Below are 25,891 nucleotides of genomic sequence, written 5' to 3' on the forward strand. Positions count from 1 at the left end.
TGTTCTGTCATGGCACAGCAAGCGACGCCCGATTCCGCGCGCGCGGCCAGGCTCGGGCGCGTGATCGGCGCCCGTCCCTCGGCGGTCAGCGGCGCGGTGCTGCTGCTCCCCGGCGGCCACGAGACCTCCGCCCGCAAGCCGTCGCCGTTCGCCGCCGCCTCGCTGCGCGCGCTCGGCCGCAGGCTCGCCCAGGACGGCCGGGATGAGGGGCTCGCCGCGCATGTCGTGCACTACCGCTGCCGCGGGTGGAACGGCGCGCAGGCGGAGCTCGCGCGGGACGCGGAGTGGGCGGCGGACGAGATCATCCGGCTGTACGGCGACGTCTCGATCTGCCTCGTCGGCAGGGACATGGGCGGTCGGGCCGCCTTGCGGGCCAGTGGCCACGACGCGGTCAACTCCGTGCTGGCACTGGCCCCTTGGCTGCCCGAGGACGACGTGGCCGCCACGCCCGAGCCGGTGAAGCAGCTCGCCGGGCGCCGGGTCCTGATCGTGCACGGCACGACCGACGAGCGGACCGACCCCGAGCTCTCGTTCCGTCTCGCGGAGCGGGCGAAGAAGGCGAACCGGGAGGTGTGCCGGTTCGAAGTCCATTCCGACGGCCACCGGTTGCAGCAGCACCAGTCCGAAGTCCAGGCCCTGGCTTCGGACTTCGTCATGGGCTCGCTGTTCGGACACGCGTACGCGCGCCCCCTGGAGGACGCGCTGGCGGCCCCGCCGCCCCTGGGTCTTCGCATGCCGCTCGCCGCGGGGTTCGGGGATTCGTTACGGCACTGAGGGCCGCTACTCCGGCAGCAGCCGCCCCCTCCTCCCCAGCAGGAACTTCTTGAACGCCGCCACCGGCGGGGTGTCCGGATGGCCGTCCAGCCAGGCCACACCGATCTCGCGGACCGCCCGCTGGCCCGTCACCGTCAGTTCGACGACTCCCGGGCGGGGGACGGCCGGTGGCGGCAGGAGGGCGGCCCCGAGGCCCGCCGCGACCAGCCCCCGCAGCGTCTCCGCCTCCTCCCCCTCGAACGCGATCCGCGGCTTGAAGCCCGCCTCCTGGCAGAGGTCGTCCGTGATGCGCCGCAGGCCGTACCCCGGTTCGAGGGTCACGAAGGCCTCGTCCGCCGCCTCCGCGAGGCGGACCCGCTTGCGCCCCGCGAGCCGGTGGTCGTCGGGCACCACGAGACGCAGCCGCTGCTCGTCGAGGCGCCGGGCCACGAGGTCGGGGGCATCCGGCACGGGCGAGGTGAGGCACAGGTCCAGCTCCCCCGCCCGGAGCCGCTCGATCATCGCCTCCCCGTAGTTCTGTACGAGGCTGAAGCGGACCCTCGGATGGTCCGCGCGGAAGGCGCGGATCAGGCCGGGCACGGTCTCCGAGCCCATGGTGTGGAGGAACCCGAAGGCCACCTTGCCCGACGCCGGGTCCGCGTCCGCCCGTACGGATTCGGCGGCCCGCTCCACCTCGCCGAGCGCACGTTCCACGGAGGCGAGGAACGTGCGGCCCGCCGGGGTCAGGGACACCGTCCGGCCATGCCGCGCGAACAGGTCGACCCCCAGGTCCTGTTCGAGGCGTACCAGCGCGCGGGACAGCGTCGACTGCGGCACCTGCATCTCCTGCGCGGCCCGCGTCACGTGCTCCGTCCGCGCCACCCCCGCGAAGTACGCGAGCCGCGGCGAGAGCAGCGCGGACCACGACTCCGGGGTGAGCCCGGCGGGCGCCGCCGCGGCGGCCGACCCGATGTCTCCTACGTAACTGCTCTGCGACAGACGCCGCTCTGAACTGCGCTCATGCACCATAGGAACGATTATGGCCAATCCATGCATTGGACGGATGAGTCCTGTGTGCCTACGTTCGATGCATGCCTCCTGCCAGTAGCGGGGCGTCCGCCACCCACGCGGCCGCCCTCACCCCGTCGTCCCCTCTCATTGATCCCGCTGAACCCGCCGATCCCGCCGACACCCGCCTGACTCCCGGTGGGCCCGGCTATCGCCGGATGAGCTTCGCCCTCTTCCTCGCGGGTGTCGCCACGTTCGCCCTCCTCTACTCGACGCAGGCGCTGCTCCCCCTGGTATCCGCCGACTTCGGCGTGAGCGCGAGCTCGGCGAGCTGGACGGTGTCGGCCGCAACCGGCGCGCTGGCCCTCTTCGTCCTGCCGCTGAGCGCGCTCAGCGAACGGTTCGGGCGACGGACGCTGATGACGGCCTCGCTGACCGTGGCCGTGACCGTGGGGCTGCTCGTTCCCTTCGCGCCCTCCATCGGCGTCCTCATCGCGCTGCGCGCCGTGCAGGGCGCGGCGCTCGCCGGTCTCCCGGCGTCCGCGATGGCCTTCCTCGCCGAGGAGGTGCGGCCCAAGGCGCTGGTCGCCGCGATCGGCATGTTCGTGGCGGGAAATTCGATCGGCGGCATGAGCGGGCGCATCATCACCGGCTGGGTCGCGCAGGCATGGGGCTGGCGCGCGGCCGTGGGCGTGGTGGGTGTCGTGGCCGTCCTGTGCGCCCTCGCCTTCCGCGCGCTGCTCCCCGCGCCGCGCCACTTCACGGCCGGGTCGCTCAACCCCAAGGCCCTGGGCCGGACGATCCGTTCACACCTCTCCAACCCGCTGCTGTGCCGCCTGTACGCGATCGGCGCGCTGTTCATGACCGTGTTCGGCGCGGTCTACACGGTGATCGGCTACCGCCTCACCGAGGCGCCGTTCTCGCTCCCGCAGGGCATCATCGGCTCGATCTTCCTGGTCTACCTCGTCGGTACGGTCTCGTCGGCCGCCGCGGGGAAGCTGGTCGCGCGGCTCGGCCGGCGCGGGGCGCTGTACCTGGCGGTGAGCACGACGGCCGGCGGGCTGCTGTTCTCCCTGTCCGACTCGCTGCTCATGGTGCTGCTCGGGCTCGTCCTGATCACCGCGGGCTTCTTCGCCGGCCACGCGGTGGCCTCCTCATCCGTGAGCCGTACGGCCACCGCGGGGCGGGCGCAGGCTTCGGCGCTCTACCAGTCCGCGTACTACCTGGGATCCAGCGCGGGCGGCACGCTCGGTGCGGTCGCCTTCCACGCGGGGGGCTGGGCCGGGACGGTGGGCCTGGGGCTGCTCGCGGTGTCCGGCGTCGTCTCCCTCACCGTCTGGGGGTCGCACGCGGCTCGCGTCCAGGAGCGGCGGGGGCTCGTGGCCGCGCACTGAGCCACCCCTCTTGCCTGCGGGTCTTCCTACTCCGGGGGCCGTTGTCAGTGGGCTGCGGTAGCTTCCGAAGTGCTGGGACTTTCGTGGCAGCCGCAGGGGTGGGTGGGGATGACTGACATCGCAGGGACGACGTCGGAACTGGACGTCACGCTGGAGAAGCACCGGGTCGAGCTGACCGGGTACTGCTATCGCATGCTGGGCTCGGCCTTCGAGGCCGAGGACGCGGTGCAGGACACGATGGTCCGCGCCTGGCGGAGCTACGAGAAGTTCGAGGGCCGCTCCAGTCTGAGGTCGTGGCTGTACCGCATCGCGACGAACGTCTGTCTGGACATGCTGAACGCGGGCAACCGCCGGGCCCGTCCCATGGACCTGACCGCGGCGGCGCCGCTGGCCCAGGCCGCGCTCACCCCGCGCCCCGACAACGTGTGGCTGGAGCCGATGCCGGACGCACGCGTGCTGCCCTCCCCCAGCGACCCCGCCGAGGCCGCCGTCGCGAAGGAGTCGGTGCGGCTCGCGTTCGTCGCCGCCCTGCAGCAACTGCCGCCCAAGCAGCGGGCGGTGCTGATCCTGCGCGAGGTCCTCGCGTGGAAGGCCAGCGAGGCGGCCGAGCTCCTCGACACCTCGGTGGCCTCCGTCAACAGCGCGTTGCAGCGGGCGCGGGCGACGCTCGCCGAGGGTCCGGCCGACGACACCGCCACGTCCGACCCGCTCGACGAGGAGCAGCAGAAGCTCCTCGAGCGGTACGTGGCGGCGTTCGAGGGCTATGACATGGCGGCGCTCACCGCCCTGCTGCACGAGGACGCCATCATGACGATGCCCCCGTTCGACCTGTGGCTGCGGGGCACGGACGACATCACCGGCTTCATGTCGACCATCGGCGCGTCCTGCGCCAACAGCCGTCTCATGCCGGTCGACGTCAACGGCACGCCGGGCTTCGCCCACTACAAGCCCGACCCGGAGAAGGGTGGGTTCACGCCGTGGGCGGTTCAGGTCATCGAGATCTCAGAGGGGCGGATCGCGGGCTTCCACTGCTTCCTGGACACGCCCCGGTGGTTCCCGCTGTTCGGTCTGCCGCTGCATCTCGACCTCAATGGGGAGCCCGACGAGGTCCAGTAGCTCGCGCAGGGGCGGGGCCGGGTTCCGCAGGCGGATCCGGCCTCCCGCTCGGCGGGCGGTGAGCTGGAGTCGGGCGAGGGCGTCTATCGCCGCCAGGACGGGCGGGCCCACGCCCGCGACGTCGCAGACCAGGACTTCTTCCGCGCCGGTCGCTTGCAGCAGGGTTCTGGCCTCCTCGCAGAGGCGGTGCGTTGCTTCTCGGTCGAGGGTGCCGGTGAGGGTGAGGGCGGGGTTCTGGTCTGCATCCATGTTGGGGGGACTGGGCGGAGGGCCGGAACTCATCGGTGCGTCCTCAAACGCCGGACAGGCTGAAAGACACCGGCCGGGCTGGATATATCCAGCCCGGCCGGTGTTCGAGGCCATCTTGTGCGGGGTGTGCCTACGCGATGCGGTCCAGGACGATCGGCGTGGCCGAGAAGCCCGTGCCCTCGGGGGCGATGTCGAAGGAGCCCTCCACTGCCTGCAGGGCGTACTCGAAGCGCTCCGGGGTGTCCGTGTGCAGGGTCATGAGCGGCTGGCCCGCGGTGACCCGAGCGCCCGGCTTCGCGTGGAGCTCCACGCCCGCGCCCGCCTGCACCACGTCCTCCTTGCGGGCACGGCCCGCGCCCAGGCGCCAGGCGGCGACGCCGACGTCGTACGCGTCGAGGCGGGTCAGGACGCCGGACGACGGTGCCGTCACGACGTGCGTCTCGCGGGCCACCGGCAGCGTCGCGTCCGGGTCGCCGCCCTGCGCGGAGATCATCCGGCGCCAGACATCCATCGCCGAACCGTCGGCCAGCGCCTTCGCCGGGTCGACGTCCTTGAGGCCCGCAGCGTCCAGCATTTCGCGCGCCAGGGCGAGGGTCAGGTCGACCACGTCCGCCGGGCCGCCGCCCGCGAGGACCTCGACCGACTCGCGGACCTCGAGCGCGTTGCCCGCCGTCAGGCCGAGCGGCGTGGACATGTCCGTGAGCAGGGCCACCGTGCGTACGCCGTGGTCCGTGCCCAGGCCGACCATCGTGGAGGCCAGCTCGCGGGCGTCCTCCAGGGTCTTCATGAAGGCGCCGGTGCCGACCTTCACGTCCAGGACCAGCGAGCCCGTACCCTCGGCGATCTTCTTCGACATGATCGAGGAGGCGATCAGGGGGATGGCCTCCACCGTGCCCGTCACGTCGCGAAGGGCGTACAGCTTCTTGTCCGCGGGGGCCAGGCCGTCGCCCGCGGCGCAGATGACCGAGCCGACGGAGTCCAGGACCGAGAGCATCTCCTCGTTCGAGAGGAGGGCCTTCCAGCCCGGGATCGACTCCAGCTTGTCCAGGGTGCCGCCGGTGTGGCCGAGGCCCCGGCCCGAGAGCTGCGGCACCGCAGCGCCGCACGCGGCGACCAGCGGGGCGAGCGGCAGCGTGATCTTGTCGCCGACACCGCCCGTGGAGTGCTTGTCGGCCGTGGGACGGGACAGGGAGGAGAAGTCCATGCGCTCGCCGCTCGCGATCATCGCGGCGGTCCAGCGGGCGATCTCGCCGCGGTTCATGCCGTTCAGCAGGATCGCCATGGCGAGGGCGGACATCTGTTCGTCGGCGACCACGCCGCGCGTATAGGCGTCGATGACCCAGTCGATCTGCTCGCCGCTCAGCTCGCCGCGGTCCCGCTTCGTACGAATCACGGAGATGACGTCCATGGCATAACCCCTCTTTGCGCCTAAAACGGTGATCGCGACTCTACGCGCATAGAGCCACGAGATGAAGACGGCCCCCACCCGGCCTGAGGCAACGGGCAGGGGCCGTACGTCAGTTGAGGTGCTCCGGCCCGAACGGGTCCGGCAGCATCTCCCCCAGGGTCCGGATGCCCGCGGCCGTCTCCAGGAGGAGCGTCGCGCCGCCGAACTCGTAGAGCAGCTGGCGGCAGCGGCCGCACGGCATCAGGATCTCGCCCTTGGCGTCGACGCAGGTGAAGTGCGTCAGACGGCCGCCCCCGGTGAGCTGGAGCTGCGAGACGAGGCCGCACTCGGCGCACAGGCCGAGGCCGTACGAGGCGTTCTCGACGTTGCAGCCGGAGACCGTGCGGCCGTCGTCCACAAGGGCCGCGGCACCGACCGGGAAGCCTGAGTAGGGCGCGTACGCACGGGACATGGCCTCGCGCGCAGCATCCCGCAGCGCGTCCCAGTCGGTATCCGTCACGTTCGTCCCTTTCGGTAGGGCTGGCCGTCCGCCTTCGGCATCCGAAGGCGCTGGGCGGAGAGCGAGAGCACGAGCAGCGTGACGACGTACGGCGTCGCGGTGACGACCTGGTTGGGCACCTCGTCGGTCAAGCCGTACCACGCGAACATCAGCGCCGAGACGGCCGCGGTGATCGCCGCGGGCACGTAACGCTTGCGCCATACGAGGTAGGCCGCGCCGATGACCAGCAGGATCGCGAGCAGCAGGAGCAGTGCGTGCACGTTCGTGCCGCCGCCCCGGAGCTTCAGGCTGTCGGTGTAACCGAACAGTCCGGCACCGAGCGCGAGTCCGCCGGGCATCCAGTTGCCGAAGATCATGGCGGCGAGGCCGATGTAGCCGCGCCCGCCGGTCTGGCCCTCCAGGTAGATGTTGGAGGCGACCAGGGAGAGGAACGCGCCGCCCAGGCCCGCCAGACCACCGGAGATGATCACCGCGAGGTACTTGTACTTGTAGACGTTCACGCCGAGGGACTCGGCGGCGACCGGGTTCTCGCCGCAGGAGCGCAGCCGCAGACCGAACGACGTGCGCCACAGGACCCACCAGCTCAGCGGCACCATCGCGACGGCGATGACGGTGAGCGGCGAGAGGTCCGTGAACAGGCCGCCGAGCAGGCCCGCGAGGTCCGAGACGAGGAACCAGTGCTTCTCGTTGAGGTCCTGCAGCCAGTCGGAGAGACCCGGCACGGAGAAGCTGCCCAGCGAGTCCACCGGCGGCGACTGCTTGGACGTGCCGCCCTCCTTGCCCTCGAAGGCGAAGGTGGAGAGGTAGCGGGTGGCGCCCAGGGCGAGGATGTTGAGGGCCACACCGGAGACGATGTGGTTGACGTTGAAGGTGACCGTGACGATCGCGTGCAGCAGACCGCCGAGCGCGCCGCCGAGTATGCCGAAGAGGATGCCGACCCACGGGCCCCACTGGTAACCGGCGAACGCGCCGAACCAGGTGCCGAGGATGAGCATGCCCTCAAGGCCGATGTTGACCACGCCCGCGCGCTCGGCCCACAGGCCGCCGAGGCCCGCGAGGCCGATCGGCACGGCGAGCCGCAGCGCGGTGGACATCTGCCCGGTGGAGGTGATGCCGTCCGCGCCGGTGATCAGCCGGACCACGGACGTCAGGGCGAGGACGCCCGCGATGATCAGCAGGAGGACGGGGAGCGAGATGCGGCGGCGGCCCGGCGCGGGCTGCTTGGCCGGGGGCTTGGCTACGGTTGCCGAGCTCATCGGGCAGCCACCTCCTTCACGGTGTCGTTGTTGCCGTTGCCGTTGGCACGGGCCGCGGCGGCCAGTTCCTCGCCGACGCGCTGCTGCTGGCGGCGGAGCCCCCAGCGGCGTACGGCCTCGTAGGAGACGACGACCGCGATCACGATGAGGCCCTGCATGATCACCGCGATCTCCTTGTCGTACGCGACCGGGGTCGCGTAGTCGAGGGCAGGTGACGCCTTGTCGAGGAAGGCGATGAGCAGCGCGGCGAAGGCGATGCCGACCGGGTTGTTGCGGCCGAGCAGGGCGATGGTGATGCCGGTGAAGCCGAGGCCGGTGGGGAAGCTGAGGCTGTAGGTGTGGACGTCGCCGAGCAGGATCGGCATGCCCGCGAGGCCCGCGACAGCGCCGGAGATCAGCATCGCGCTGAGCACCATGCGCTTGGCGTTGACGCCGGAGGCCGCGGCGGCCGACTCGGAGGCACCGGTGGCGCGCAGGTCGAAGCCGAAGCGGGTGCGGTTGAGGATCAGCCAGTACAGGACGCCCGCGAGCGCGGCGATGATCACGAAGCCGTAGATCTCGCCGGACTCGCCCATGCTGATGCCGGGGAACCAGCCGGACTTGGACATCTCGCCGGTGGTCTGGTTGTTGCCGACCGGGACACCGAAGTTCTCGGTGAGGGTCATGTAGCCGATGACGCTCGTCGCGATGGCGTTGAGCATGATCGTCGCGACGACCTCGCTGACCCCGCGGGTGGTCTTGAGGATGCCCGCGATGCCGGCCCAGAAGGCGCCGGTGAGCATGGCGACCAGGATCAGGAGCGGGATCTGGAGGGGGGCCGGGAGCGCCACGTGCGCGCCGACGACGGCGGTGGCCATCGCGGCGAGGCGGTACTGCCCGTCCACCCCGATGTTGAAGAGGTTCATCCGGAAGCCGACGGCGACCGCGAGCGCGGCCAGGTAGTACATGCCGGCCTGGTTGATGATCAGGACCTGGATGTCGGAGAAGGTGGCCTGCTCGAACATCAGGCTGTACGGCTCGAACGGGTTCTTGCCCGATGCGATCAGGACGACCGAGGTCAGTGCCACGGCCGCGATGAGTGCGATGACCGGTCCGGCCACCGCGAGGAGCACGCGCTCCTTGTCGAACTTCTTCATCGGGTCTCGTCCTCCTCGGAGCCGTCACCGGACTCGACGTGTTCCAGGTGTCCGGACGCGGCACCGGTCATCGCCGAACCCAGCTCCTCCGGCGTGATGGTGGCCGGGTCGGCGTCCGCCACGAGCCGTCCGCGGTAGATCACGCGGAGGGTGTCGGAGAGGCCGATCAGCTCGTCCAGGTCGGCGGAGATCAGCAGTACGGCGAGTCCCTCGCGGCGGGCCTCGCGGATCTGGTCCCAGATCTGGGCCTGCGCGCCGACGTCCACACCGCGGGTGGGGTGGGCGGCGATCAGGAAGCGCGGCTTGTGGCTCATCTCGCGGCCGACGATCAGCTTCTGCTGGTTGCCGCCGGAGAGGGACGCGGCCGTCACGTCGATGCCCGGGGTGCGCACGTCGTACTGCTCGACGATGCGCCGGGTGTCGGCCTGCGCGCCCTTGGGGTCGAGCCAGAAGCCGCCCTTGCCGCGGGAGTTGGGCTTCTCGGTGACGTGCCCGAGGATGCGGTTCTCCCAGAGCGGCGACTCCAGGAGGAGGCCGTGGCGGTGGCGGTCCTCGGGGATGTAGCCGACGCCCTGCTCGCGGCGGTGGCGCGTGGCCATGGCGGTGATGTCCTGGCCCGCCATACGGATGACGCCGGAGTCGGCGTGCTTGAGGCCGATCAGTGCGTCGATCAGCTCGGTCTGGCCGTTGCCCTCGACGCCCGCGAGGCCGAGCACTTCGCCCTCGTGGATGGTGAAGGAGATGTCGTCGAGGAGGGCGCGGCCCGACTCGCCGTCGGCGAGCAGCTTGAGCGCCTCGACCTCGATCATCGGCCGGTCGGTGACCGTCGACTCGGCGGTCTCCGGCGTCGGCAGCTCGCTGCCGACCATCAGCTCGGCGAGCTGGCGCGGGGTCGTCTCGGACGGGACGGCCGTGCCGACCGTCGTGCCGCGCCGGATGACGGTGATGTCGTCGGCCACGGAGAGGACTTCGCCCAGCTTGTGGGAGATGAAGATGACGGACAGGCCCTCGGACTTCAGCTCGCGCAGGTTGTCGAAGAGCGCGTCGACCTCCTGCGGCACGAGGACCGCGGTCGGCTCGTCCAGGATCAGCGTGGTGGCGCCGCGGTAGAGGACCTTGAGGATCTCCACGCGCTGCCGGTCGGCGACGCCGAGGTCCTCGACCATCGCGTCGGGGCGCACCCCGAGGCCGTAGCGCTCGGATATCTCCGCGATCTGGCGGCGGGCCGCGGCGCCGATGCCGTGCAGCTTCTCGCTGCCGAGAACGATGTTCTCCAGGACCGTGAGCTGGTCGGCGAGCATGAAGTGCTGGTGCACCATGCCGATGCCGCGCACGATGGCGTCGGCGGGGCTGGAGAAGCTGACCTGCTCGCCGTCGACCGTGATGGTGCCCTCGTCCGGCTTCTGCATGCCGTAGAGGATCTTCATCAGGGTCGACTTGCCCGCGCCGTTCTCACCGACGAGGGCGTGCACGGTGCCCTTGCGGACGGTCAGGCGGATGTCGTGGTTGGCCACGACGCCCGGGAAGCGCTTGGTGATGCCGTCGAGTTCGACGGCAACGGCCTGGGCCGTGGTCTTGCCCCTGTCTGGGCTGGTGGACGCGTCGATGGCGCACTCTCCTCGGGAATCCTCAGGAAAGGGGCCACCTACGCGCGTAGCGCCCCTGGTTCGACGGGAGTTGAGCAGTCGGCCGCGCGAACGGGGCGCGGGGGAACATCGTCCCCCACACCCCGTTTCGCGGCCGTGACTTCGCTGTTGCAGCGCAGTCGTGGCTACAGCGTGGTCTTGACCTTGATCTTGCCGCTGGTGATGTCCTGCTCGGCCTTCTTCAGGGCGGCCTGCAGGTCCTTCATGCTCTTGAACTCGGGGTTCGAGTCGGCGAGCGCGACGCCACCGGACGCCAGGTCCGCACGGACCACGCCGCCCTTGGCGTTGTCATCCTGGACCGACTTCGTCAGGTTGTACACCGCTCCGGCGACGTCCTTGGTCGCCGAGGTCAGGATGTACTTCTTGTACTTGGCGAGGGCCTTCTGCTTGTACTGGTCGGAGTCGACACCGATCGCCCAGACCTTCTTGGCGGCCGCCGCCTCGATGACGCCCTGACCCGAGAGACCCGCGGCGTGGTAGACCACGTCGGCACCGCCCTCGATCTGGCCGCTGGCGCCCTCCTTGCCCTTGTCCGGGCTGGAGAAGCCGCCGTCCTCGGCCTTCTCGGTGAGGAACTGGCGCTTGATCTTGACCGACTTGTCGGTGGCCTGGACGCCCTGGACGAAGCCGGCCTCGAACTTGCGGATCAGCGGGTTGTCCACACCGCCGATGAAGCCGACGCTCTTCTTCTTGGTGGCCTTGGCCGCGGCGACGCCCGCCAGGTACGAGGACTGCTCCTCGTTGAAGACCAGGTCCGAGACGTTGTCCGCCTTGATGGTGGCGTCGTCGACGATGCCGAAGGTGACCTTCGGGAACTTCGCGGCGACCTCCTTCACGGCGGGCGCGTAGGCGTAGCCGATGCCGATCACCGGGTTGTAGCCCTGCTTGGCGAGCTCGGTGAGACGCTGGGCCTTGTCGGCGTCGGACTCGCCGTCCGTCGGCTCGACGGCCTTCTTGCCGATCTTCAGGTCCTTGGCGGCCTTGTCCATGCCGGCGGTCGCGGCGTCGTTGAAGGACTGGTCGCCCTTGCCGCCGACGTCGTACGCGATGGCGACGCCCTTGCCCTTGCCGTCGCTCTTGGAGCCTGCGGCGTCGCTGGACGTGCCGCCGCAAGCGGTGGCGGATACGGCGAGTGCGGCGGTCGCGATGCCCGCTGCGGCGATTCGGGAAACCCGGCGCATAGAGAGGAACTCCTTATGTACAAGCAAGCACAAGCACGTACGAGCGCCTCACCTGGCGCTGATTTCGCCGCAGCGTAACGCGCGTAGACCTGACATAAGAACCCTTCTGTCCCGTCCGTTATCGAGCTGTGGCCGCGGGGTTGCGGGAGCGTGTACGCAGTGTGGGGCGCCCCGCACACAGCGGGGCGCCCCACGGGCATCACAGGTACGGCTACGGAACGGTCTTGACCGTGACCTTGCCGTCGATGATGTCCTTCTTGGCCTTCTCCACGGCGGCGACCACGTCCTTCATCGCCGTGTACTTCGGATTCGTGTCGGAGAACCCGACGCGTCCCGACTTCAGGTCGTAGCGCTGCTCGCCCGTCATCGGCTTGCCCTCGACGACCGACTTGGTGAGGTCGTAGACGGCGCCGCCGACGTCCTTGAGGGCCGAGCCGAGGATGTAGTCCTTGTACTTGGCCAGGGCCTTCTGCTTGTACTGGTCGGAGTCGACGCCGATCGCCCACACCTTCTGCGAGCCCGCCTCCTGGATCACGCCCTGACCGGAGAGCCCCGCCGCGTGGTAGATCACGTCGGCGCCCGACTCGATCTGGCCACTGGCCGCGTTCTGTCCCTTGTCGGGGCTGGAGAAGCCGCCCTCCTCGGGCTTCTCGGTCAGATACCGCTTCTCGATCTTGATCTTCGGGTCGACGGACTTCACGCCCTGTACGAAGCCGGCCTCAAACTTGTGGATGAGGTTGATGTCGACGCCGCCGATGAATCCGACGTGGTCGGCCTTGGTGGCCTTGGCCGCGGCGACACCGGCCAGGTACGAGCCCTGCTCCTCGTGGAAGACGAGGTCGGCGACGTTGTCCGCCTTCACCGTGTTGTCGTCGATGATGCCGAAGGTGGTCTTCGGGAACTTCTCGGCGGCTTCCTTCACGGCGGGCGCGTAGACGAAGCCGACGCCGATCACCGGGTTGTAGCCCTGCCGCGCCAGCTGCTCCAGACGCTGCACCTTGTCGGCGCTGGACTCGCCGTCGCCCGGCTCCATGTCGACGCCGCCGACCTTGAAGTCCTTGCGGGCCTTGGAGTAGCCGGAGTACGCGGCGTCGTTGAAGGACTGGTCGCCCTTGCCGCCGATGTCGTACGCCAGGCCTATGCCCTTGCCCTTGTACTCCGAGGACCCCGAGGACTTGTCGTCCTTGTCGTCGTCCTGCGAAGCCTCGTTGCTGGTCTTGCCGCACGCCGAGGCCGCGAGGGCGAGGGACGCCACCACCACGGCCACTTGGGAAAGCCTCGATCCACGAGATCCGTGGATTCCACGAGATCCACCACGAAGACGCATAGGACGCACCCCTCACGTTCCCCAAAGCACCGTTGACGGCACTGATTTCGGCGCACAGTAACGCGCGTAGAAAGGGAGGGGAACGGGGTTTCGCGCGGCCGTTACCTATTCGTGCCGAGGGCCGGTTACGTCCGGGTGAACGGGTGTGCCGTAACCGGCCGATAGCGGTGGTTACCTACCGGGCGCCGTCGAGCAGTGCCGCGGCGGTGAAGAGCTCGACACCCGCCGTGATCGCCGACTCGTCGGCGTCGAAGTCGCCCTGGTGCAGATCGCGGACGGTGCGCTCGCCGGGCGTACGGACGCCGAGGCGGGCCATGGCGCCCGGCACGTGCTCCAGGTACCAGGAGAAGTCCTCGCCGCCCAGGCTCTGTTCGGTGTCCTCGACGGCCTGCGGCCCGCGCCGCAGCTCCATGGATTCGCGCAACAGCTCGGTCACCTCGGGGTCGTTCACCACGGGCGGCACCCCGCGGATGTAGTTCACCTCGGACTTGGCGCGGTACAGGTCGGCGATCTCCTGGATGGCGCCGTGCACCAGGTCGGGCGCCTTCCGCCAGGCGGTGAGGTCCAGGCAGCGGACGGTGCCGGAGAGTTCGGCGTGCTGCGGGATGACGTTGCAGGCGTGGCCGGACTCGATGCGGCCCCAGGTCACCGCGAGCCCCGAGCGGGCGTCGATGCGGCGGGCGACCAGGGCGGGCACCTCGGTGACGACCTTGGCGGCGGCGGTCACGAGGTCGGTGGTCAGGTGGGGGCGCGCGGTGTGACCGCCCGCGCCGTCCAGTGACACCTCGAGCCGGTCGCAGGCGGAGGTGATCGCGCCGTGCCGCAGCCCGATCTTCCCGGCGTCGACACGGGGGTCGCAGTGCACGCCGATGATGCGGCCCACCCCGTCGAGCACACCCGACTCGATGGCGTCGGGCGCGCCGCCGGGCAGGACCTCCTCGGCGGGCTGGAAGATCAGCCGTACGGGGCAGGGCAGTTGCCCCTGCTTCGCGAGCTCGGCGAGGACGAGCCCGGCGCCGAGCACCACGGTGGTGTGCACGTCGTGCCCGCAGGCGTGGGCGCGGTCGGGCACGGTGGAGCGGTACGGAACGCCCAGCTTGGTGTCCGGGATGGGCAGCGCGTCGATGTCGGCACGCAGCGCGAGCATGGGGCGCACGCCGTCCCACTCCTCGGCGCCGATGTCACAGACGAGTCCCGTGCCGATGTCGAGTACGCGGGGTTCGAGACCCGCGCGCTCCAGCCGGGCCTTGAGCGCCGCGGTGGTGCGGAACTCCTGGTTTCCGAGCTCGGGGTGCATGTGCAAGTCGCGGCGGAAGGCGATGAGTTCGGCGCGCAAGGCATCCGGGAGCGCACCGGGGAGTGCTGCTTCCCCGGGGGCGTCCCCCGCTGTTTCCCCGGGCAGATCAGCCCCGGACCCTCGCTCGGAATCTCGTGACATCAGTTGGTTCACCCTCTGAAGAGTAGGGCGGCGCGTGGGCCAACTGACCCACGATCAACAAAAGTTCAGCCCGATAGGGTAAGAAAAAGTGGCCGCGTGGCGCATGAGTGCTGGTCGCGCTGGGTATTCTCTCGCGCCCCATCAGGGAGGCAGACGAGGCCACAGGGGCTGCGGACGAGGTCATCGAGGCTCCCCGGAGGCCAATGGGTCGGGATCCGGCCTATTGCAAATCTACCGTCGCGGACATCCGGCATGCGACCTCCCGCGCCTCCCGAGGCGGCCCGTGCGGGGCGGCGCGCCCGCGGTGGTACCGGGCGTTTCAGCTGCCCCCCGCGCTCGTCAGGAGCGCGCTCGCGACCACCCCGAAGAGGCGCTCGGCGCGCGGGGCGAGCGAGGGCTGATCGCCGAGCCAGGCCAGCATGGCCACCAGCGCGAACACATCGGAGCCGTCGATGTCGCCGCGCGCCGTGCCCGCGGCCTGGGCGCGGGCGAGGAGGCGCGCGCCGGCCGAGCGCAGGGTGACGCACGAAGCGTGGAGCGCGGAATCGGGGTCCTCGATGGCGGCCGCCATCAGGACGGTCACACCCCGGTACTCGGTGGTCCACACGACGCAGTCGCGCAGCCAGGAGACCAGGGCTTCGTCGGGTGCGCTCGACGTCTCCAGCTCGCCCGCCCTGGCCGTCAGCTCGTCGAAGCTCGTGCGGAGCAGGGCGTCGAGCAGCGCCTCGCGCGTCGGGAAGTGGCGCAGCAGCGTCGCGAGCCCGACGTCGGCCCTGCGCGCGATGTCGCGCAGGGACACCTCCACGCCCTGCTCGGCGATGGCGGTGCCCGCTACGGCGAGCAGGTGGTCGCGGTTCTTCTGGGCGTCGGCCCGCATGTCTTCCCTCTTGGCTGTCCCGGCATGGCTGCCCCGGCATGACTGTCCGGCTCGGCTGTCCGGCTCGATGCTTGCGCTTGACGATCCGGATCGGTGGTCCATATATTCGGATCAGTGGTTCACTTATGTGGACCGCTGATCCGAATCAGCGTATCCCGCAACGCGAGCAGGAGAAAACGATGCCGACACAGCCGACACAGCCGACGATGAGGGCGGTCCGGCTCCTGGAGCACGGCGGGCCCGAGGTACTGCGCTACGACGAGGTGCCGATGCCCGAGCCGGGGCCGGGCGAGGTGCTCGTCCGCGTCCACGCGGCCGGCATCAATCCCCCCGACTGGTACCTGCGGGACGGGATGTCCAACCTGCCTCCGGAGACGAGGCCGAGGTTCGAGCTGCCCGTGATCCCCGGGACGGATCTCTCCGGCGTCGTCGAGGCGGTCGCCGCGGATGTGGACGGCTTCTCCGTCGGCGACGAGGTCTTCGGTCTGCTGCGTTTCCCCAGCTTCGAGGGCCACGCCTACGCCGAGTACGTGGCCGCGCCCGCCTCGGACCTCGCACTCAAACCGGTCGGCATCGATCACGTGCACGCCGCCGGAGCGCCCATGGCCGGGCTCACCGCATGGCAGTTCCTGATCGAGCTCGGGCACGATCACCCGTCGCCCTTCCAGGCGGCCCGGCATCGTCCGGTGCCGCTCGGAGCCGACACGACGGTGCTCGTCAACGGCGCCGCGGGCGGCGTGGGGCACTTCGCGGTCCAGCTCGCGAAGTGGCAGGGCGCCCGCGTCATCGCGGTGGCGTCGGGCGGTCATGAAGCGTTCCTGCGCGAGCTCGGCGCCGACGAGTTCATCGACTACACGAAGGGGCGCCCCGAGGAACTCGTGCACGACGTCGACGTCGTCCTCGACGCAGTCGGCGGCCCCGACAGCAGGCGCTTCCTGCGCACGCTCAAGCGCGGCGGCTCCCACTTCCCCGTGTTCTTCGGTGCGTTCGACGATGAAGAGACCGCGAAGCTGGGCGTCACGGTCACGGGCACCCAGGTCCGCTCGAACGGCGCGCAGCTCGCCGAACTGGGCCGCCTGCTCGACGCGGGCACGGTCCGGGTCGCGATCGACAGCACGTTCGCGCTCGCGGACGCCCGGGCCGCGCACGAACGCGCAGCCCGAGGTCACATCCGGGGCAAGATCGTGCTCACGGTCCCGTAGAGGCCCAGCAAGCTCCGTAGAGCGAGCGTCACGCCGTGGCGCCGGCCGCCGCCCCCGCCACTCCCGGTGCGCCGGCCGCGCCCGCCGCCACCGAGGCCAGGCGGTGTACGTCGCGGGCCGTGCCCGTGACGCCCGACAGGAAGCCCTGGGCCCGCGGTGAGGCGTTCTCCGTCAGCCAGGCCGGGTCGATGTCGCAGACCGCCACGCGGACCTCCGTGCCCGCGAGGGCGAGCGGAAGGGTGTGGACCACCGTCGACGGGAAGCTGAGGATCGTCCGGCCGATCGGGCCGCGCCGTGCGATCAGTTCCAGCGGCAGGTCCGGGCGGACCACCTGCAGGCCCGTCTCGACCGCGAGACGGTGGAGTTTGTCGGAGCTCTCGCGGCGGTGTGCGAAGTAGCGCGTCGCGCCGTGCGCCCGGGAGAGGGCGCGGACCGCTTCCACGTAGCGGTCCAGGTCCACCACGCCCGTCTCCACCAGGGAGGTGCCGACCAGGTCGGCGCCCTTGGAGACGCGCGGCGGGCCGAAGCGGTCGCGGGTCCAGGCGAAGCTGTTGACCGTCACACGCACCCCGTCCGGGGCCGATTCGATCGGCATGGAGGAGAAGACCTCCACCGTGCGCCTGCCGCCGGGCGTCAGGCGGCGCCGGGCGGAGGCCGAGATCGGGGCGAAGGCGATGTCGCGGGCGCCGGGACGGCCACCGCGGCGGTGCCAGCGCACCAGGCGCTCACCGGCGGCCAGTTGGGCCACGAACTCCATCGTGGCCGTGCCGTCGTCCACGACCACGAGGGAGCGGGCCCGCGTGATCGTCAGGAGCAGCTGTACGTAGCGCGAGAACGGGTCGCCGATCACGATCCGGTCCGCCCCGCGCAGCGCGCCCGTCAGGCCGCCGATGGTCTGGAAGGGAGCCGCGGCTCCGCCGCGCGCCTCCTCCCAGCGGACGTTCAGGCCCTCGTCACGGGCCAGCTGGGCCATCCGGCGCAGCTGGCCGCGGGTCATGGGGTCGTTCGGGGAGAGGACGACGACGGTGAGTCCCCCGGCCGGGCCGGTCGCCCCTGCCGAATGCGCCCACTCAAGGACGTTGAGCAGCTGCACAGGGCTCTCCACGAACGCCAGGGTGGTGGGCGCCGCGGTGGTGGGGGCCTTCGGCCCGGGTCGGGGACTCATCGTCGTATGACCGTGTCCTGTCCTGGTAAGGGGACCTGGTGAGAGGTCCCGTCAAGAGCGTCCGCGCGCTCAGACCGCGACCGGCTCGCGCTCGGCCGCGTCGGCCTCGGCGACGACGCCCGCGACACGGCGGAGCTTCTTCATCGGGCCGAGCTCCGACTCGTAGACCTTCTTGACGCCGTCACCGAGGGAGGCCTCGATGGTGCGGATGTCGCGGACGAGGCGGGTCAGGCCCTGCGGCTCGACCGACGCGGCCTGGTCCGAGCCCCACATGGCGCGGTCGAGGGTGATGTGGCGCTCCACGAAGGTGGCGCCGAGGGCGACCGCGGCGAGCGTGGTCTGCAGGCCCGTCTCGTGGCCGGAGTAGCCGATCGGGACGTTCGGGTACTCGCCCTGGAGGGTGTTGATGACGCGGAGGTTGAGCTCCTCGGCCTGCGCCGGGTACGTCGACGTGGCGTGGCACATCAGGATGTTGTCCGAGCCGAGGACCTCGACCGCGTGACGGATCTGCTTCGGGGTCGACATGCCGGTCGAGAGGATGACCGTGCGGCCCGTGGCGCGCAGGGCGCGGAGCAGCTCGTCGTCCGTCAGCGACGCGGAGGCGACCTTGTGGGCCGGGACGTCGAACTTCTCCAGGAAGGCGACGGCCTCGGTGTCCCACGGGGAGGCGAACCAGTCGATGCCGCGCTTCTTGCAGTGCTCGCCGATGGCCTGGTACTCGGCCTCGCCGAACTCCACGCGGTGGCGGTAGTCGATGTACGTCATCCGGCCCCAGGGGGTGTCGCGCTCGATGTCCCACTGGTCGCGCGGGGTGCAGATCTCCGGGGTGCGCTTCTGGAACTTGACCGCGTCACAGCCGGCGTCGGCGGCCACGTCGATCAGGGCGAGGGCGTTGTCGAGCTCGCCGTTGTGGTTGATGCCGATCTCACCGGTGATGTAGACGGGGTGGCCGGGGCCGGCGGTCTTCGAACCGAAGGTGCGCAGACGGGAGTTGGAGCTCATGACAGGAACTTTCCTTACTTGTTGAGGGAGGGGCCGAGGATCCATGCGGCGATCTCTCGGATCGCGCCGTCACCGCCGGGGAGAGCGGTGACCGCGCGTGCGGCGCCGCGTACGACGTCGTGGGCGCTCGCGACCGCCACGGGCCAGCCGACGAGGCCGAAGCACGGGAGGTCATTGACGTCGTTGCCGACGTAGAGCACGCGCTCGGGAGCGATGCCCTGCTCCTCGCACCACTGCTTGAGTGCGAGGTCCTTGCGGTCGATGCCGTGCAGGACCGGGATCTTGAGCTTCCTGGCCCGGGCGGCGACGACCGGGTTCTGTTCCGTGGACAGGATCAGCAGCGGGATGCCCGAGTCACGCAGGGCGGCGATGCCGAGGCCGTCCCCGCGGTGCACGGAGACGAACTCCCGTCCGTCGGAGTCGATCAGCACCCTGTCGTCGGTCTGGGTGCCGTCGAAGTCGAGTACGACCGCGTCGATGTCGTCGCGGGTCGGAAGGGCGTCGGCCCGGCCGGAGTCGAAGAGCGGCGCGAGCGCCCTGGCGCGGGCGAGGTCGTGCGGGTCGTCGATCTCCAGGACGCGCGCGGGGTCCGTGCGGACCAGCTCCGTGCGGCCGAAGAAGCGGTGCTTGTGCTCGCGGAAGCCGGCCACGTCCATGGCATAGACCGCGCCGGTCTCCAGGAGGTCCTGGGGGCGGTCCTGGCGGCGCGGGCGGAAGGACTTGTCGTGGTTGACGCCGTAACCGCCGTCGGTGGCGGTCGCGCTGGCGACCTTCGTGGTGCCGCCGACCTCGCCGGTGCGGCGGGCGTCGAGGGCCGCGGGCTCGTCGTCGGCGTCCCGCCACACGAAGCCGTGGAAGGGCGCGACGGTCAGCGCCGTGTCCGCGCCGCCGTCCACGATCGAGCCGACCACGCCGTCGATGTCCTCGCGGACGATGAAGGGGCTGGTGCACTGCACGAGCAGGACGACGTCCACGGAGGTGCCGTGCAGCGCCTCGTGGGCGTCCATCGCGTGCAGCACCGCCGCCTCACTGGTCGCGGTGTCCCCCGCGATCGCCGCGGGCCGCAGGACCACCTCGGCGCCGGCCGAGCGGGCGGCCTCGGCGATCACGTGGTCGTCCGTGGAGACGACGACGTCCGTGACGAGCCGCGACGCCAGGCACTCGCGGATGGCGCGCGCCACCAGGGGCACACCGCCGACCGGGGCCAGGTTCTTGGCGGGCACGCCCTTGGAGCCGCCGCGGGCCGGGATGACGGCCAGGACGCGGCGCACCGGCTGTACCGGGGTACCCGCTGGCTGGGGGTGGGACATGGGGGCTCCTTGAGGGCCAGGAAGAGGGCCTTGAGCAGGTCGGGGGCCTTGCGAGGGCCCTTGCGGGGGGATCACAGCTCGCCCATCCGCCGGATGACGGGGGCCACGCGCTGCACCCCGTGCCGGTAGGCGCCGCGGGCCGCGCTGCGGACGGCCTGGCGCACGGGGCCCGGCTCGCGGTCCGCCGCGGGGGCGCCGGGGAGCGGGGCTCCGTCCGGGCCGAGGTGGTGGCGGGCCAGGATGCCGGGGAGGTATCCGGGGGCCGTGGTGAGGCTGTAGTACGGGGCGATGGGCGGCAGTTGGGGCTGTGCGAGCAGGTCCGCGACGCGCTGTCGTGCCGCGTCGAACGCCTTGGCGTACGTCCCGTCGGGTGCCACGCCCTGCCGTGCGACCCACTCCGGAGCGGCCTCGGGGCTGTGCCCGGCGTCGATCTCGTCCCAGGACGCCAGGCATCCGGAGCCGATGAAGTGGTGGTTGCCGAGCGCCTCGCGCACTCCGAGGTCGGTGAGGACCACGGTGGGGATGCGGCGGTGCAGGGATTCGAGCGCGGCGGTGGAGCTGATCGTGACGAGCAGGTCGGTGCGGTCCAGGACCTCGCCCATGTTCCCGTACACGAGGCGGCAGTTGGGCGGCAGGTCCTCGCCCTTGGCGAGCTTCTGGTAGGGCAGTTCCTCGATGTGCGTGGTGTGTTCGCCGGGCTTGCTGCGCAGCTTGAGCAGGACCTCGCGGTCCGGGTGCATCCGGGCGTGCTGGACCATGCGGCGCAGCAGGTACGTCCGGTGTGCGCGGCTGTCCGGCACGGAGGGCTGCGCGGCGAAGACGACCGTGTACGGGTCGTGCTTCTGGTCCTTTCCGAGGTAGGCGGCGCCGCCGAGGAACGGCAGCGCGCTCTCCACGACGCCCGACGCGTCGGCGCCGACCCCCTCGTACACGGCGCGGAAGCGTTCCGCGTCCTGCCGGGAGTTGGCGAGGACGACGTCCGCGCCGTGCCTCAGCAGCAGGCCGTCGGCGAGCTTCTCGTAGACGACGCCGACATAGCCGGTGACGACGACGGGCCGCTTCGTGCCCGCGGCGCCCTCCGCTATGCGGGCGAGTCCGTGCAGCACCGCCTGGACCGCGCCGCCCACGAGGGCGAGCACGATCACGTCGGGCGCATCGCGCTCCACCTCGCGCAGGAATTCGACGGCGGTGACCTCGCGGAGCGAGTCCGCGCGCACTCCGACCTCTTCGAGCTGACGGACGGTGGGCGTGGCCCGGCCCCGGAGGAGGCGTCCGTCGAGGTGCGTGTCCGCTCCCTCACCCGAATCCGCTCCCTCACCGGCGAGGCGGCTCGCGGTGAGCGCACCCCATTTCCACCGGGTGTCGGAGTCGGCGAGCACGGTGATCCGTGTCGTCCCGCTGTTGCTTACTGGCACAGCCAAGACGCTAGGAAGGCATTCCGATTGGCGGCCCAACTCAGGTGCAACAAACGGTTAACAGCATGCCGACGAATGGCGAATCAGCCCGGGAATCCGCCGGTGGGCAGGCGGGTTAACCATTCCGCCACGCTTCGTTCACCTGGCATCTCACCTTCGGCCAAGACGAATGCCGGGCCGACACCTAACGTCACCCACGTGGTTAAGCTCTCCGTCATCGTGCCGTTCTACAACGTGCAGCAATACGCGCCCGACACCTTGAAGAGTCTGCGAGCGAACGCACGCGACGACTTCGAATTCATTCTCGTCGACGACTGTTCGAAGGACGAGACTCCAGAGATCCTGGAGCGTGCCGCGCGCGAGCTGCCCGGCGCCGTCCATCTCAGACATGAGACGAACGGCGGTCTGGCGACCGCCCGCAACACAGGCCTTGACGCGGCGCGCGGCGAGTACCTCACCTTCCTGGACGGTGACGACTGGCTCGCGCCCGGCTATTACGCACAACTCGTGTCCGCCATAGAGCAGTTGGGCTGCGACTTCGTGCGCACCGACCATGTGCAGTGCACCGCTCGGGCCCGCAGCATCCACCGTGTCCCGCACGGCAGGCGCGGTGTCGTCATGCCGCCGCGGGACGTCATCCTGCCCGCCGACCGGTCGACGTCCGTCGACTACGCCTACGCGTGGGCGGGCATCTACCACCGGCGCCTCGCCGACCAGGGCCTGCTGCACTTCACGGACGGCCTGCGCACCGCGGAGGACCGGCCGTGGATCTGGCGGCTGCACCGTGAGGCGGAGTCCTTCGCCGCGGTGGGTCTGCTCGGCGTTTTCTACCGGCGCGGGGTCGCCTCGTCACTGACACAGATCGGCGACGTACGACAGCTCGATTTCATCCGGGCATTCGACCAGGTGGTCCGCGAAACTGCCGAGGACCGGGACGCGGACAAACTCCTGCCGAAGGCAGTCCGCACCTATTGCGCGATCATTTCCCACCATCTGGGATCCATCGAAAGGTTCGAGCCACAAGTGGCGCGGAAATTGAAGTCACTGAGCGCGGCCGCCCTGAAGCGGATGCCGCAGGGTGTTCTCGACGACGCCCTCGACTCCATGGACATACAGCGGGCGACGCGCCTGCGCCGTCTTCGCCGGCGACCGGTGTCGGCGGAGGTGGCCGCGTAATGGCGACGACGCAGATCTTCCTCGCGTCCACGCTGTACGGCACCGCGACGCTGGCCGCGGCGATCGACGCCGACCGCTTCGGCCCCGCCGACCGGCGGCTGCTGCTCGTCAGCAACAACGCGGCGACGCCGGAGACGACCCCCTCCGTGGACGAGATGCCGGGTTTCGCACGCCTGCGGGACCGCTTCGACGACGTACGGTCGTGGAACGAGGCCATCTCCCCTTTCCATCCGGGCGGTTGGGCCCCCCGGGCGGACGACATCCCTATGTGGGAGCGGTACATCCGGCTCCTGTGGGACCTCGGTGACGACGACATCGAGCTGGCCGTCGAGTCGATCCAGGTCAACCCGGCCCTGGCCCTCACACAGATCTTCACGGGCGCGCCCGTGGACGTCTACGCGGACGGCCTGATGAGCTACGGCCCGACCCGCAACAAGATCGACCCGCTGGTCGGCACGCGGGTGCGCCGCCTGCTGCACCTGGACCTGGTGCCCGGCCTGACCCCGCTGCTCCTGACCGAGTTCGGCGTCGAGCCGGAGATCGTGCCGACCGAGGCGTTCGTGAAGGTCCTCGACCGCCTCGCCGACTCCGACGCGGACGTCCCCGACCTCCCCGACATCGCCGAGCCCGCCCTGCTCCTGGGCCAGTACCTCTCCGCCCTCGGCATCCTGACCGCCGAGGAAGAGGAGGAGCTCCATGTGCGCATGGTGCGCGGCGCCGCCGAACTCGGCCATACACGCGTGGTGTTCAAGCCGCATCCGACGGCCCCGGCCCGCTGGTCGCGCCTCCTGGAGAAGGAGGCGGAGGCGATCGGCGTGGAGCTGACCGTCCTGGACTCGCCGGTCCTCGCCGAGGTCCTGTACCAGCGGATGCGTCCCGCGCTCGTCGTCGGCTGCTTCTCGACGGCGCTGCTCACCGCGTCCGCGCTGTACGGCCTGCCCGTCGCCCGCACCGGCACGGAGACCCTCCTGGAGCGGCTCGCGCCCTACCAGAACAGCAACCGCGTCCCGGTCACCATCGTGGACGCGCTGATCCCCGACCTCGCCGACAAGGGGGCGGTCACCGGACGGCAGCCGGGCATGCCGGTCGCCGACCTGGGCGAGCTGCTCGTCGCCGTCGGCTTCGCCATGCAGCCGCAGATCTACCCGCGCCGGCGCACGGCCGCCGAACGGTACCTCTCGACGCACCTCACCCCGCACACCTGGCGCTACTTCAAGCGGCGCCGCCTCACGGCCCTCGCCCTGCCCGGAGCGCTGCCCTCGCAGCTCTCGTTCATCCCGCGCAACGCGGCCGTACGCCGGGTCGCGCGCCGCGCCCGTTCGGTCCAGCGCTCCATCAAGCGGACCGCACTCGGATGACCTCTCCCGGAACCACGCTCCCCCAGCACTCGGGGGCTCAGGCCCTCACGCGCTCGATACCGGCCCCGGCCGCCAAGCGTGCGCGGCCCCGCCTCAGGGCGCTCGACGGGCTGCGGCTCATCGCGGCCCTGATGGTGGCGGCCTACCACTACGGCGGCCGGGACGGCGAGATCAGCGAGGCCTGGGGCAGCTCGCCGCAGGTCCAGTTCCCCACGGCGCACAACTGGTTCGCCTACGGCTGCCTCGGCGTACAGATCTTCTTCGTGATCAGCGGCTTCGTGATCTGCATGAGCGGCTGGGGCCGTCCGCTGCGCGCGTTCTTCGCGTCACGCGCCTCGCGGCTGCTGCCCTCGTACTGGGCCGCGATCATCCTGGTCACGGCGGTCTTCGCGCTGCCCGTCGTCGCATACGAGGCGGTCTCGCCCAGCGACGCCCTGGTGAACCTGACCATGCTCCAGCAGCCGCTGGGCGTGGACCGCGTCCTCGGCGTCTGCTGGACGCTCTGGGCGGAGCTTCGCTTCTACGCCCTGTTCGCGCTCTTCGTGGTCATGCCGGGCGCCAACCGGGCCCGCGTGATCCTGTTCTGCGCGGTGTGGACGCTGGCCGCGGTCGTCGCGGAGGGCGCGAACGAGCCGCTGCTCGACCTCGTCCTGATGCCCGAGTACGCGCCCTTCTTCGTCGGCGGCATCGGCATCTACCTCCTGCACCGCGACCGCAAGGACCTCACGGCCTGGGGCATCGTGGGGGTGAGCTGGCTGATCGGCCAGCACTACGCGGTCTCCCGCCTGTGGCACGCGCCGAACCCCGACTTCTTCTCCTACCGCACGTCCTTCGGCATCATCGCGGTCGTGACGGCGGGCTTCGCGGCGGTGCTCCTGATCGGGCTCGGCGCGCTGCACCGGGCCGACTGGAAGTGGCTGACGGTGGCGGGCGCCCTGACGTACCCGTTCTACCTGGTGCACGAGCACCTGGGCTGGGTGACGGTGGGCGTACTGCACCGGAAGCTCGGGCTCCCGTCGTACGCGACCTTCGGTCTCACGATCGCGGCGATGCTGCTGCTCGCATGGCTGCTGAACCGTTTCGTCGAGGAGCGGCTCACCCCGCTGATCCGCAACGGGCTCATGACCGCTCGGAAGTGACTCCGCCGGCTTCGGTGGTGGTCTCGGCGGTGTCGGTGGAGTCGTCGGCCGACACCGCGCGCGCTATGTCCATCGCCTCGCCCATGGCGACCTCGGCCTCCCCCATCGCGTCCACCAGCTCCTGGACCAGCCGCTCCAACGTCTCGCCTTCGTTCATGGGGCAAGACTAGGCTCCCGGCGCGTCCCGCATCGTCGCCCCGATCCCGGCGACCACCGCGGCAAGCCCCTTCTCGAACCCCGCGTCGTAGTCACGGAACATCTCGTCGCCCGCGGCCGCCGCGAGCGGGTACGCGGCGAGGCGCTCGGCCCGCGCCGCCAGGTCGTAGCCGCCCTCCTCCTTCACGGGGTCGGGGCCCATGGACTGCTCCTCGATCACGTAGCCGATCGTGTAGCTGTACCCCGTGAGCCAGGCGCGGGCCGCCGCACCCGGCGTGAAGCCGCCGCCGGTGAGCATGCGCAGGTGGGCCTCCATGGGGGCGGCGTACGACATGTCCGTGAAGCGCGTACCGCTGTAGACCTTCGCGCCGTCGCGGTACATCAGCAGGTGCCGCCGCAGGCCCCGCAGCGCCGCGGAGAGGGCGTCCGGCCACTCGGTGTCCGGCTGCTCGTCCGCCGCGAGCTCCTCGTTCATGCGCCGCAGCATCTCCGTCGCCATCTCGTCGAGCAGCGCCTGCTTGTCCTTGAAATGCCAGTACAGAGCGGGCGCCTTGACGTCCAGCTCCTTGGCGATGGCGCGCAGGGAGAGCCCTTCGAGGCCGGTCTCGTTCAGGAGCTTCAGGGCGGCGCGCGCCACGCGGGTGCGGTCCAGGGGTGTCGTAGCCACCTTGACAATTTAA

At 70.7% G+C, this 25,891-nt stretch carries 24 protein-coding genes; 7 read left to right on the forward strand and 17 right to left on the reverse strand.

All coding sequences use genetic code 11. From position 1 onward, the window contains the following. Positions 1-9 precede the first annotated feature (9 nt). The gene (locus tag OG302_RS17075; RefSeq protein WP_371527588.1) at positions 10-774 is read left to right on the forward strand and encodes an alpha/beta hydrolase; all 765 of its coding nucleotides are present in this window, start codon (positions 10-12) and stop codon (positions 772-774) included. Positions 775-780: 6 nt separating this feature from the next. Here the strand turns inward: OG302_RS17075 and OG302_RS17080 are convergent, their stop codons facing one another. Continuing rightward, a complete protein-coding gene (locus OG302_RS17080) occupies positions 781-1,782 on the reverse strand; it encodes a LysR family transcriptional regulator (protein ID WP_371527589.1) in 1,002 nt (333 codons plus the stop codon). Between the two features lie 62 nt (positions 1,783-1,844). On the opposite strand from OG302_RS17080, the gene OG302_RS17085 reads away from it, so the two are divergent. Both OG302_RS17085 and OG302_RS17090 read left to right on the forward strand, forming a co-directional pair. After that, positions 1,845-3,155 (forward strand): MFS transporter, encoded by a 1,311-nt coding sequence (locus tag OG302_RS17085; protein WP_371527590.1) that lies wholly within the window; start codon positions 1,845-1,847, stop codon positions 3,153-3,155. Positions 3,156-3,263: 108 nt separating this feature from the next. Then, positions 3,264-4,271, forward strand: coding sequence for a sigma-70 family RNA polymerase sigma factor (locus tag OG302_RS17090; RefSeq protein ID WP_371527591.1), 1,008 nt, complete (start codon positions 3,264-3,266; stop codon positions 4,269-4,271). On the opposite strand, the gene OG302_RS17095 is transcribed toward OG302_RS17090, so the two are convergent. The 10 genes from OG302_RS17095 to OG302_RS17140 all read right to left on the reverse strand — a co-directional run bounded on the left by OG302_RS17095 (position 4,158) and on the right by OG302_RS17140 (position 15,288). After that, complete coding sequence (locus OG302_RS17095) at positions 4,158-4,634, reverse strand: STAS domain-containing protein (protein ID WP_371527592.1); 477 nt, start codon at positions 4,632-4,634, stop codon at positions 4,158-4,160. The two genes, OG302_RS17090 and OG302_RS17095, sit on opposite strands and share 114 nt — an antisense overlap. A 16-nt stretch (positions 4,635-4,650) precedes the next feature. Then, on the reverse strand, positions 4,651-5,928 hold the full coding sequence (locus tag OG302_RS17100; protein WP_371527593.1) for a thymidine phosphorylase: 1,278 nt from the start codon (positions 5,926-5,928) through the stop codon (positions 4,651-4,653). Positions 5,929-6,037: 109 nt separating this feature from the next. Further along, positions 6,038-6,427 (reverse strand): cytidine deaminase, encoded by a 390-nt coding sequence (locus OG302_RS17105; protein WP_361837647.1) that lies wholly within the window; start codon positions 6,425-6,427, stop codon positions 6,038-6,040. Then, the gene (locus OG302_RS17110; RefSeq protein ID WP_371527594.1) at positions 6,424-7,683 is read right to left on the reverse strand and encodes an ABC transporter permease; all 1,260 of its coding nucleotides are present in this window, start codon (positions 7,681-7,683) and stop codon (positions 6,424-6,426) included. The genes OG302_RS17105 and OG302_RS17110 overlap by 4 nt, the downstream gene beginning before the upstream one ends. Beyond that, positions 7,680-8,819 carry an ABC transporter permease gene (locus OG302_RS17115; protein ID WP_371527595.1) on the reverse strand — a complete coding sequence of 380 codons (1,140 nt, stop codon included), beginning with the start codon at positions 8,817-8,819 and terminating at the stop codon, positions 7,680-7,682. The genes OG302_RS17110 and OG302_RS17115 overlap by 4 nt, the downstream gene beginning before the upstream one ends. After that, on the reverse strand, positions 8,816-10,426 hold the full coding sequence (locus OG302_RS17120; RefSeq protein WP_371750145.1) for an ABC transporter ATP-binding protein: 1,611 nt from the start codon (positions 10,424-10,426) through the stop codon (positions 8,816-8,818). Before OG302_RS17120 ends, OG302_RS17115 begins: the two co-directional genes overlap by 4 nt. Before the next feature lie 164 nt (positions 10,427-10,590). After that, on the reverse strand, positions 10,591-11,646 hold the full coding sequence (locus OG302_RS17125) for a BMP family protein (protein ID WP_371527596.1): 1,056 nt from the start codon (positions 11,644-11,646) through the stop codon (positions 10,591-10,593). Between the two features lie 211 nt (positions 11,647-11,857). Then, entirely contained in the window at positions 11,858-12,973 is a 1,116-nt protein-coding gene (locus OG302_RS17130; protein WP_371527597.1) for a BMP family protein, read from the reverse strand. Between the two features lie 175 nt (positions 12,974-13,148). Next, the gene (locus tag OG302_RS17135) at positions 13,149-14,411 is read right to left on the reverse strand and encodes a M20 family metallopeptidase (protein ID WP_371527598.1); all 1,263 of its coding nucleotides are present in this window, start codon (positions 14,409-14,411) and stop codon (positions 13,149-13,151) included. A gap of 319 nt (positions 14,412-14,730) precedes the next feature. Beyond that, positions 14,731-15,288 (reverse strand): TetR/AcrR family transcriptional regulator, encoded by a 558-nt coding sequence (locus OG302_RS17140; protein ID WP_371527599.1) that lies wholly within the window; start codon positions 15,286-15,288, stop codon positions 14,731-14,733. Positions 15,289-15,467: 179 nt separating this feature from the next. Between OG302_RS17140 and OG302_RS17145 the strand changes: the two genes are divergently transcribed. Beyond that, the gene (locus OG302_RS17145) at positions 15,468-16,490 is read left to right on the forward strand and encodes an NADP-dependent oxidoreductase (protein WP_371527600.1); all 1,023 of its coding nucleotides are present in this window, start codon (positions 15,468-15,470) and stop codon (positions 16,488-16,490) included. A gap of 28 nt (positions 16,491-16,518) precedes the next feature. On the opposite strand, the gene OG302_RS17150 is transcribed toward OG302_RS17145, so the two are convergent. The 4 genes from OG302_RS17150 to OG302_RS17165 form a co-directional block, all read right to left on the reverse strand. After that, positions 16,519-17,655 (reverse strand): hypothetical protein, encoded by a 1,137-nt coding sequence (locus OG302_RS17150; RefSeq protein ID WP_371527601.1) that lies wholly within the window; start codon positions 17,653-17,655, stop codon positions 16,519-16,521. Positions 17,656-17,724: 69 nt separating this feature from the next. Next, positions 17,725-18,657 carry an N-acetylneuraminate synthase family protein gene (locus tag OG302_RS17155; RefSeq protein WP_371527602.1) on the reverse strand — a complete coding sequence of 311 codons (933 nt, stop codon included), beginning with the start codon at positions 18,655-18,657 and terminating at the stop codon, positions 17,725-17,727. Positions 18,658-18,671: 14 nt separating this feature from the next. Continuing rightward, positions 18,672-19,967: a cytidylyltransferase domain-containing protein gene (locus OG302_RS17160; RefSeq protein WP_371527603.1), complete on the reverse strand. Its 1,296-nt coding sequence runs from the start codon at positions 19,965-19,967 to the stop codon at positions 18,672-18,674. A 71-nt stretch (positions 19,968-20,038) separates the two neighbouring features. Next, positions 20,039-21,382, reverse strand: coding sequence for a DUF6716 putative glycosyltransferase (locus tag OG302_RS17165; protein ID WP_371527604.1), 1,344 nt, complete (start codon positions 21,380-21,382; stop codon positions 20,039-20,041). A 198-nt stretch (positions 21,383-21,580) separates the two neighbouring features. Between OG302_RS17165 and OG302_RS17170 the strand changes: the two genes are divergently transcribed. The 3 genes from OG302_RS17170 to OG302_RS17180 are packed head-to-tail and all read left to right on the forward strand — an operon-like array spanning position 21,581 to position 25,055. Continuing rightward, entirely contained in the window at positions 21,581-22,558 is a 978-nt protein-coding gene (locus OG302_RS17170) for a glycosyltransferase family 2 protein (protein ID WP_371527605.1), read from the forward strand. Further along, positions 22,558-23,916 (forward strand): alpha-2,8-polysialyltransferase family protein, encoded by a 1,359-nt coding sequence (locus OG302_RS17175; protein ID WP_371527606.1) that lies wholly within the window; start codon positions 22,558-22,560, stop codon positions 23,914-23,916. The genes OG302_RS17170 and OG302_RS17175 overlap by 1 nt, the downstream gene beginning before the upstream one ends. After that, complete coding sequence (locus tag OG302_RS17180; protein WP_371527607.1) at positions 23,913-25,055, forward strand: acyltransferase family protein; 1,143 nt, start codon at positions 23,913-23,915, stop codon at positions 25,053-25,055. Before OG302_RS17175 ends, OG302_RS17180 begins: the two co-directional genes overlap by 4 nt. Here the strand turns inward: OG302_RS17180 and OG302_RS17185 are convergent. Continuing rightward, positions 25,036-25,212 (reverse strand): hypothetical protein, encoded by a 177-nt coding sequence (locus OG302_RS17185; protein ID WP_371527608.1) that lies wholly within the window; start codon positions 25,210-25,212, stop codon positions 25,036-25,038. The two genes, OG302_RS17180 and OG302_RS17185, sit on opposite strands and share 20 nt — an antisense overlap. 9 nt (positions 25,213-25,221) lie before the next feature. Continuing rightward, the gene (locus OG302_RS17190; protein ID WP_371750146.1) at positions 25,222-25,887 is read right to left on the reverse strand and encodes a TetR/AcrR family transcriptional regulator C-terminal domain-containing protein; all 666 of its coding nucleotides are present in this window, start codon (positions 25,885-25,887) and stop codon (positions 25,222-25,224) included. Between the last annotated feature and the right edge of the window lie 4 nt (positions 25,888-25,891).

The sequence above is a fragment of the Streptomyces sp. NBC_01283 genome, assembly GCF_041435335.1.
GTDB lineage: Bacteria > Actinomycetota > Actinomycetes > Streptomycetales > Streptomycetaceae > Streptomyces.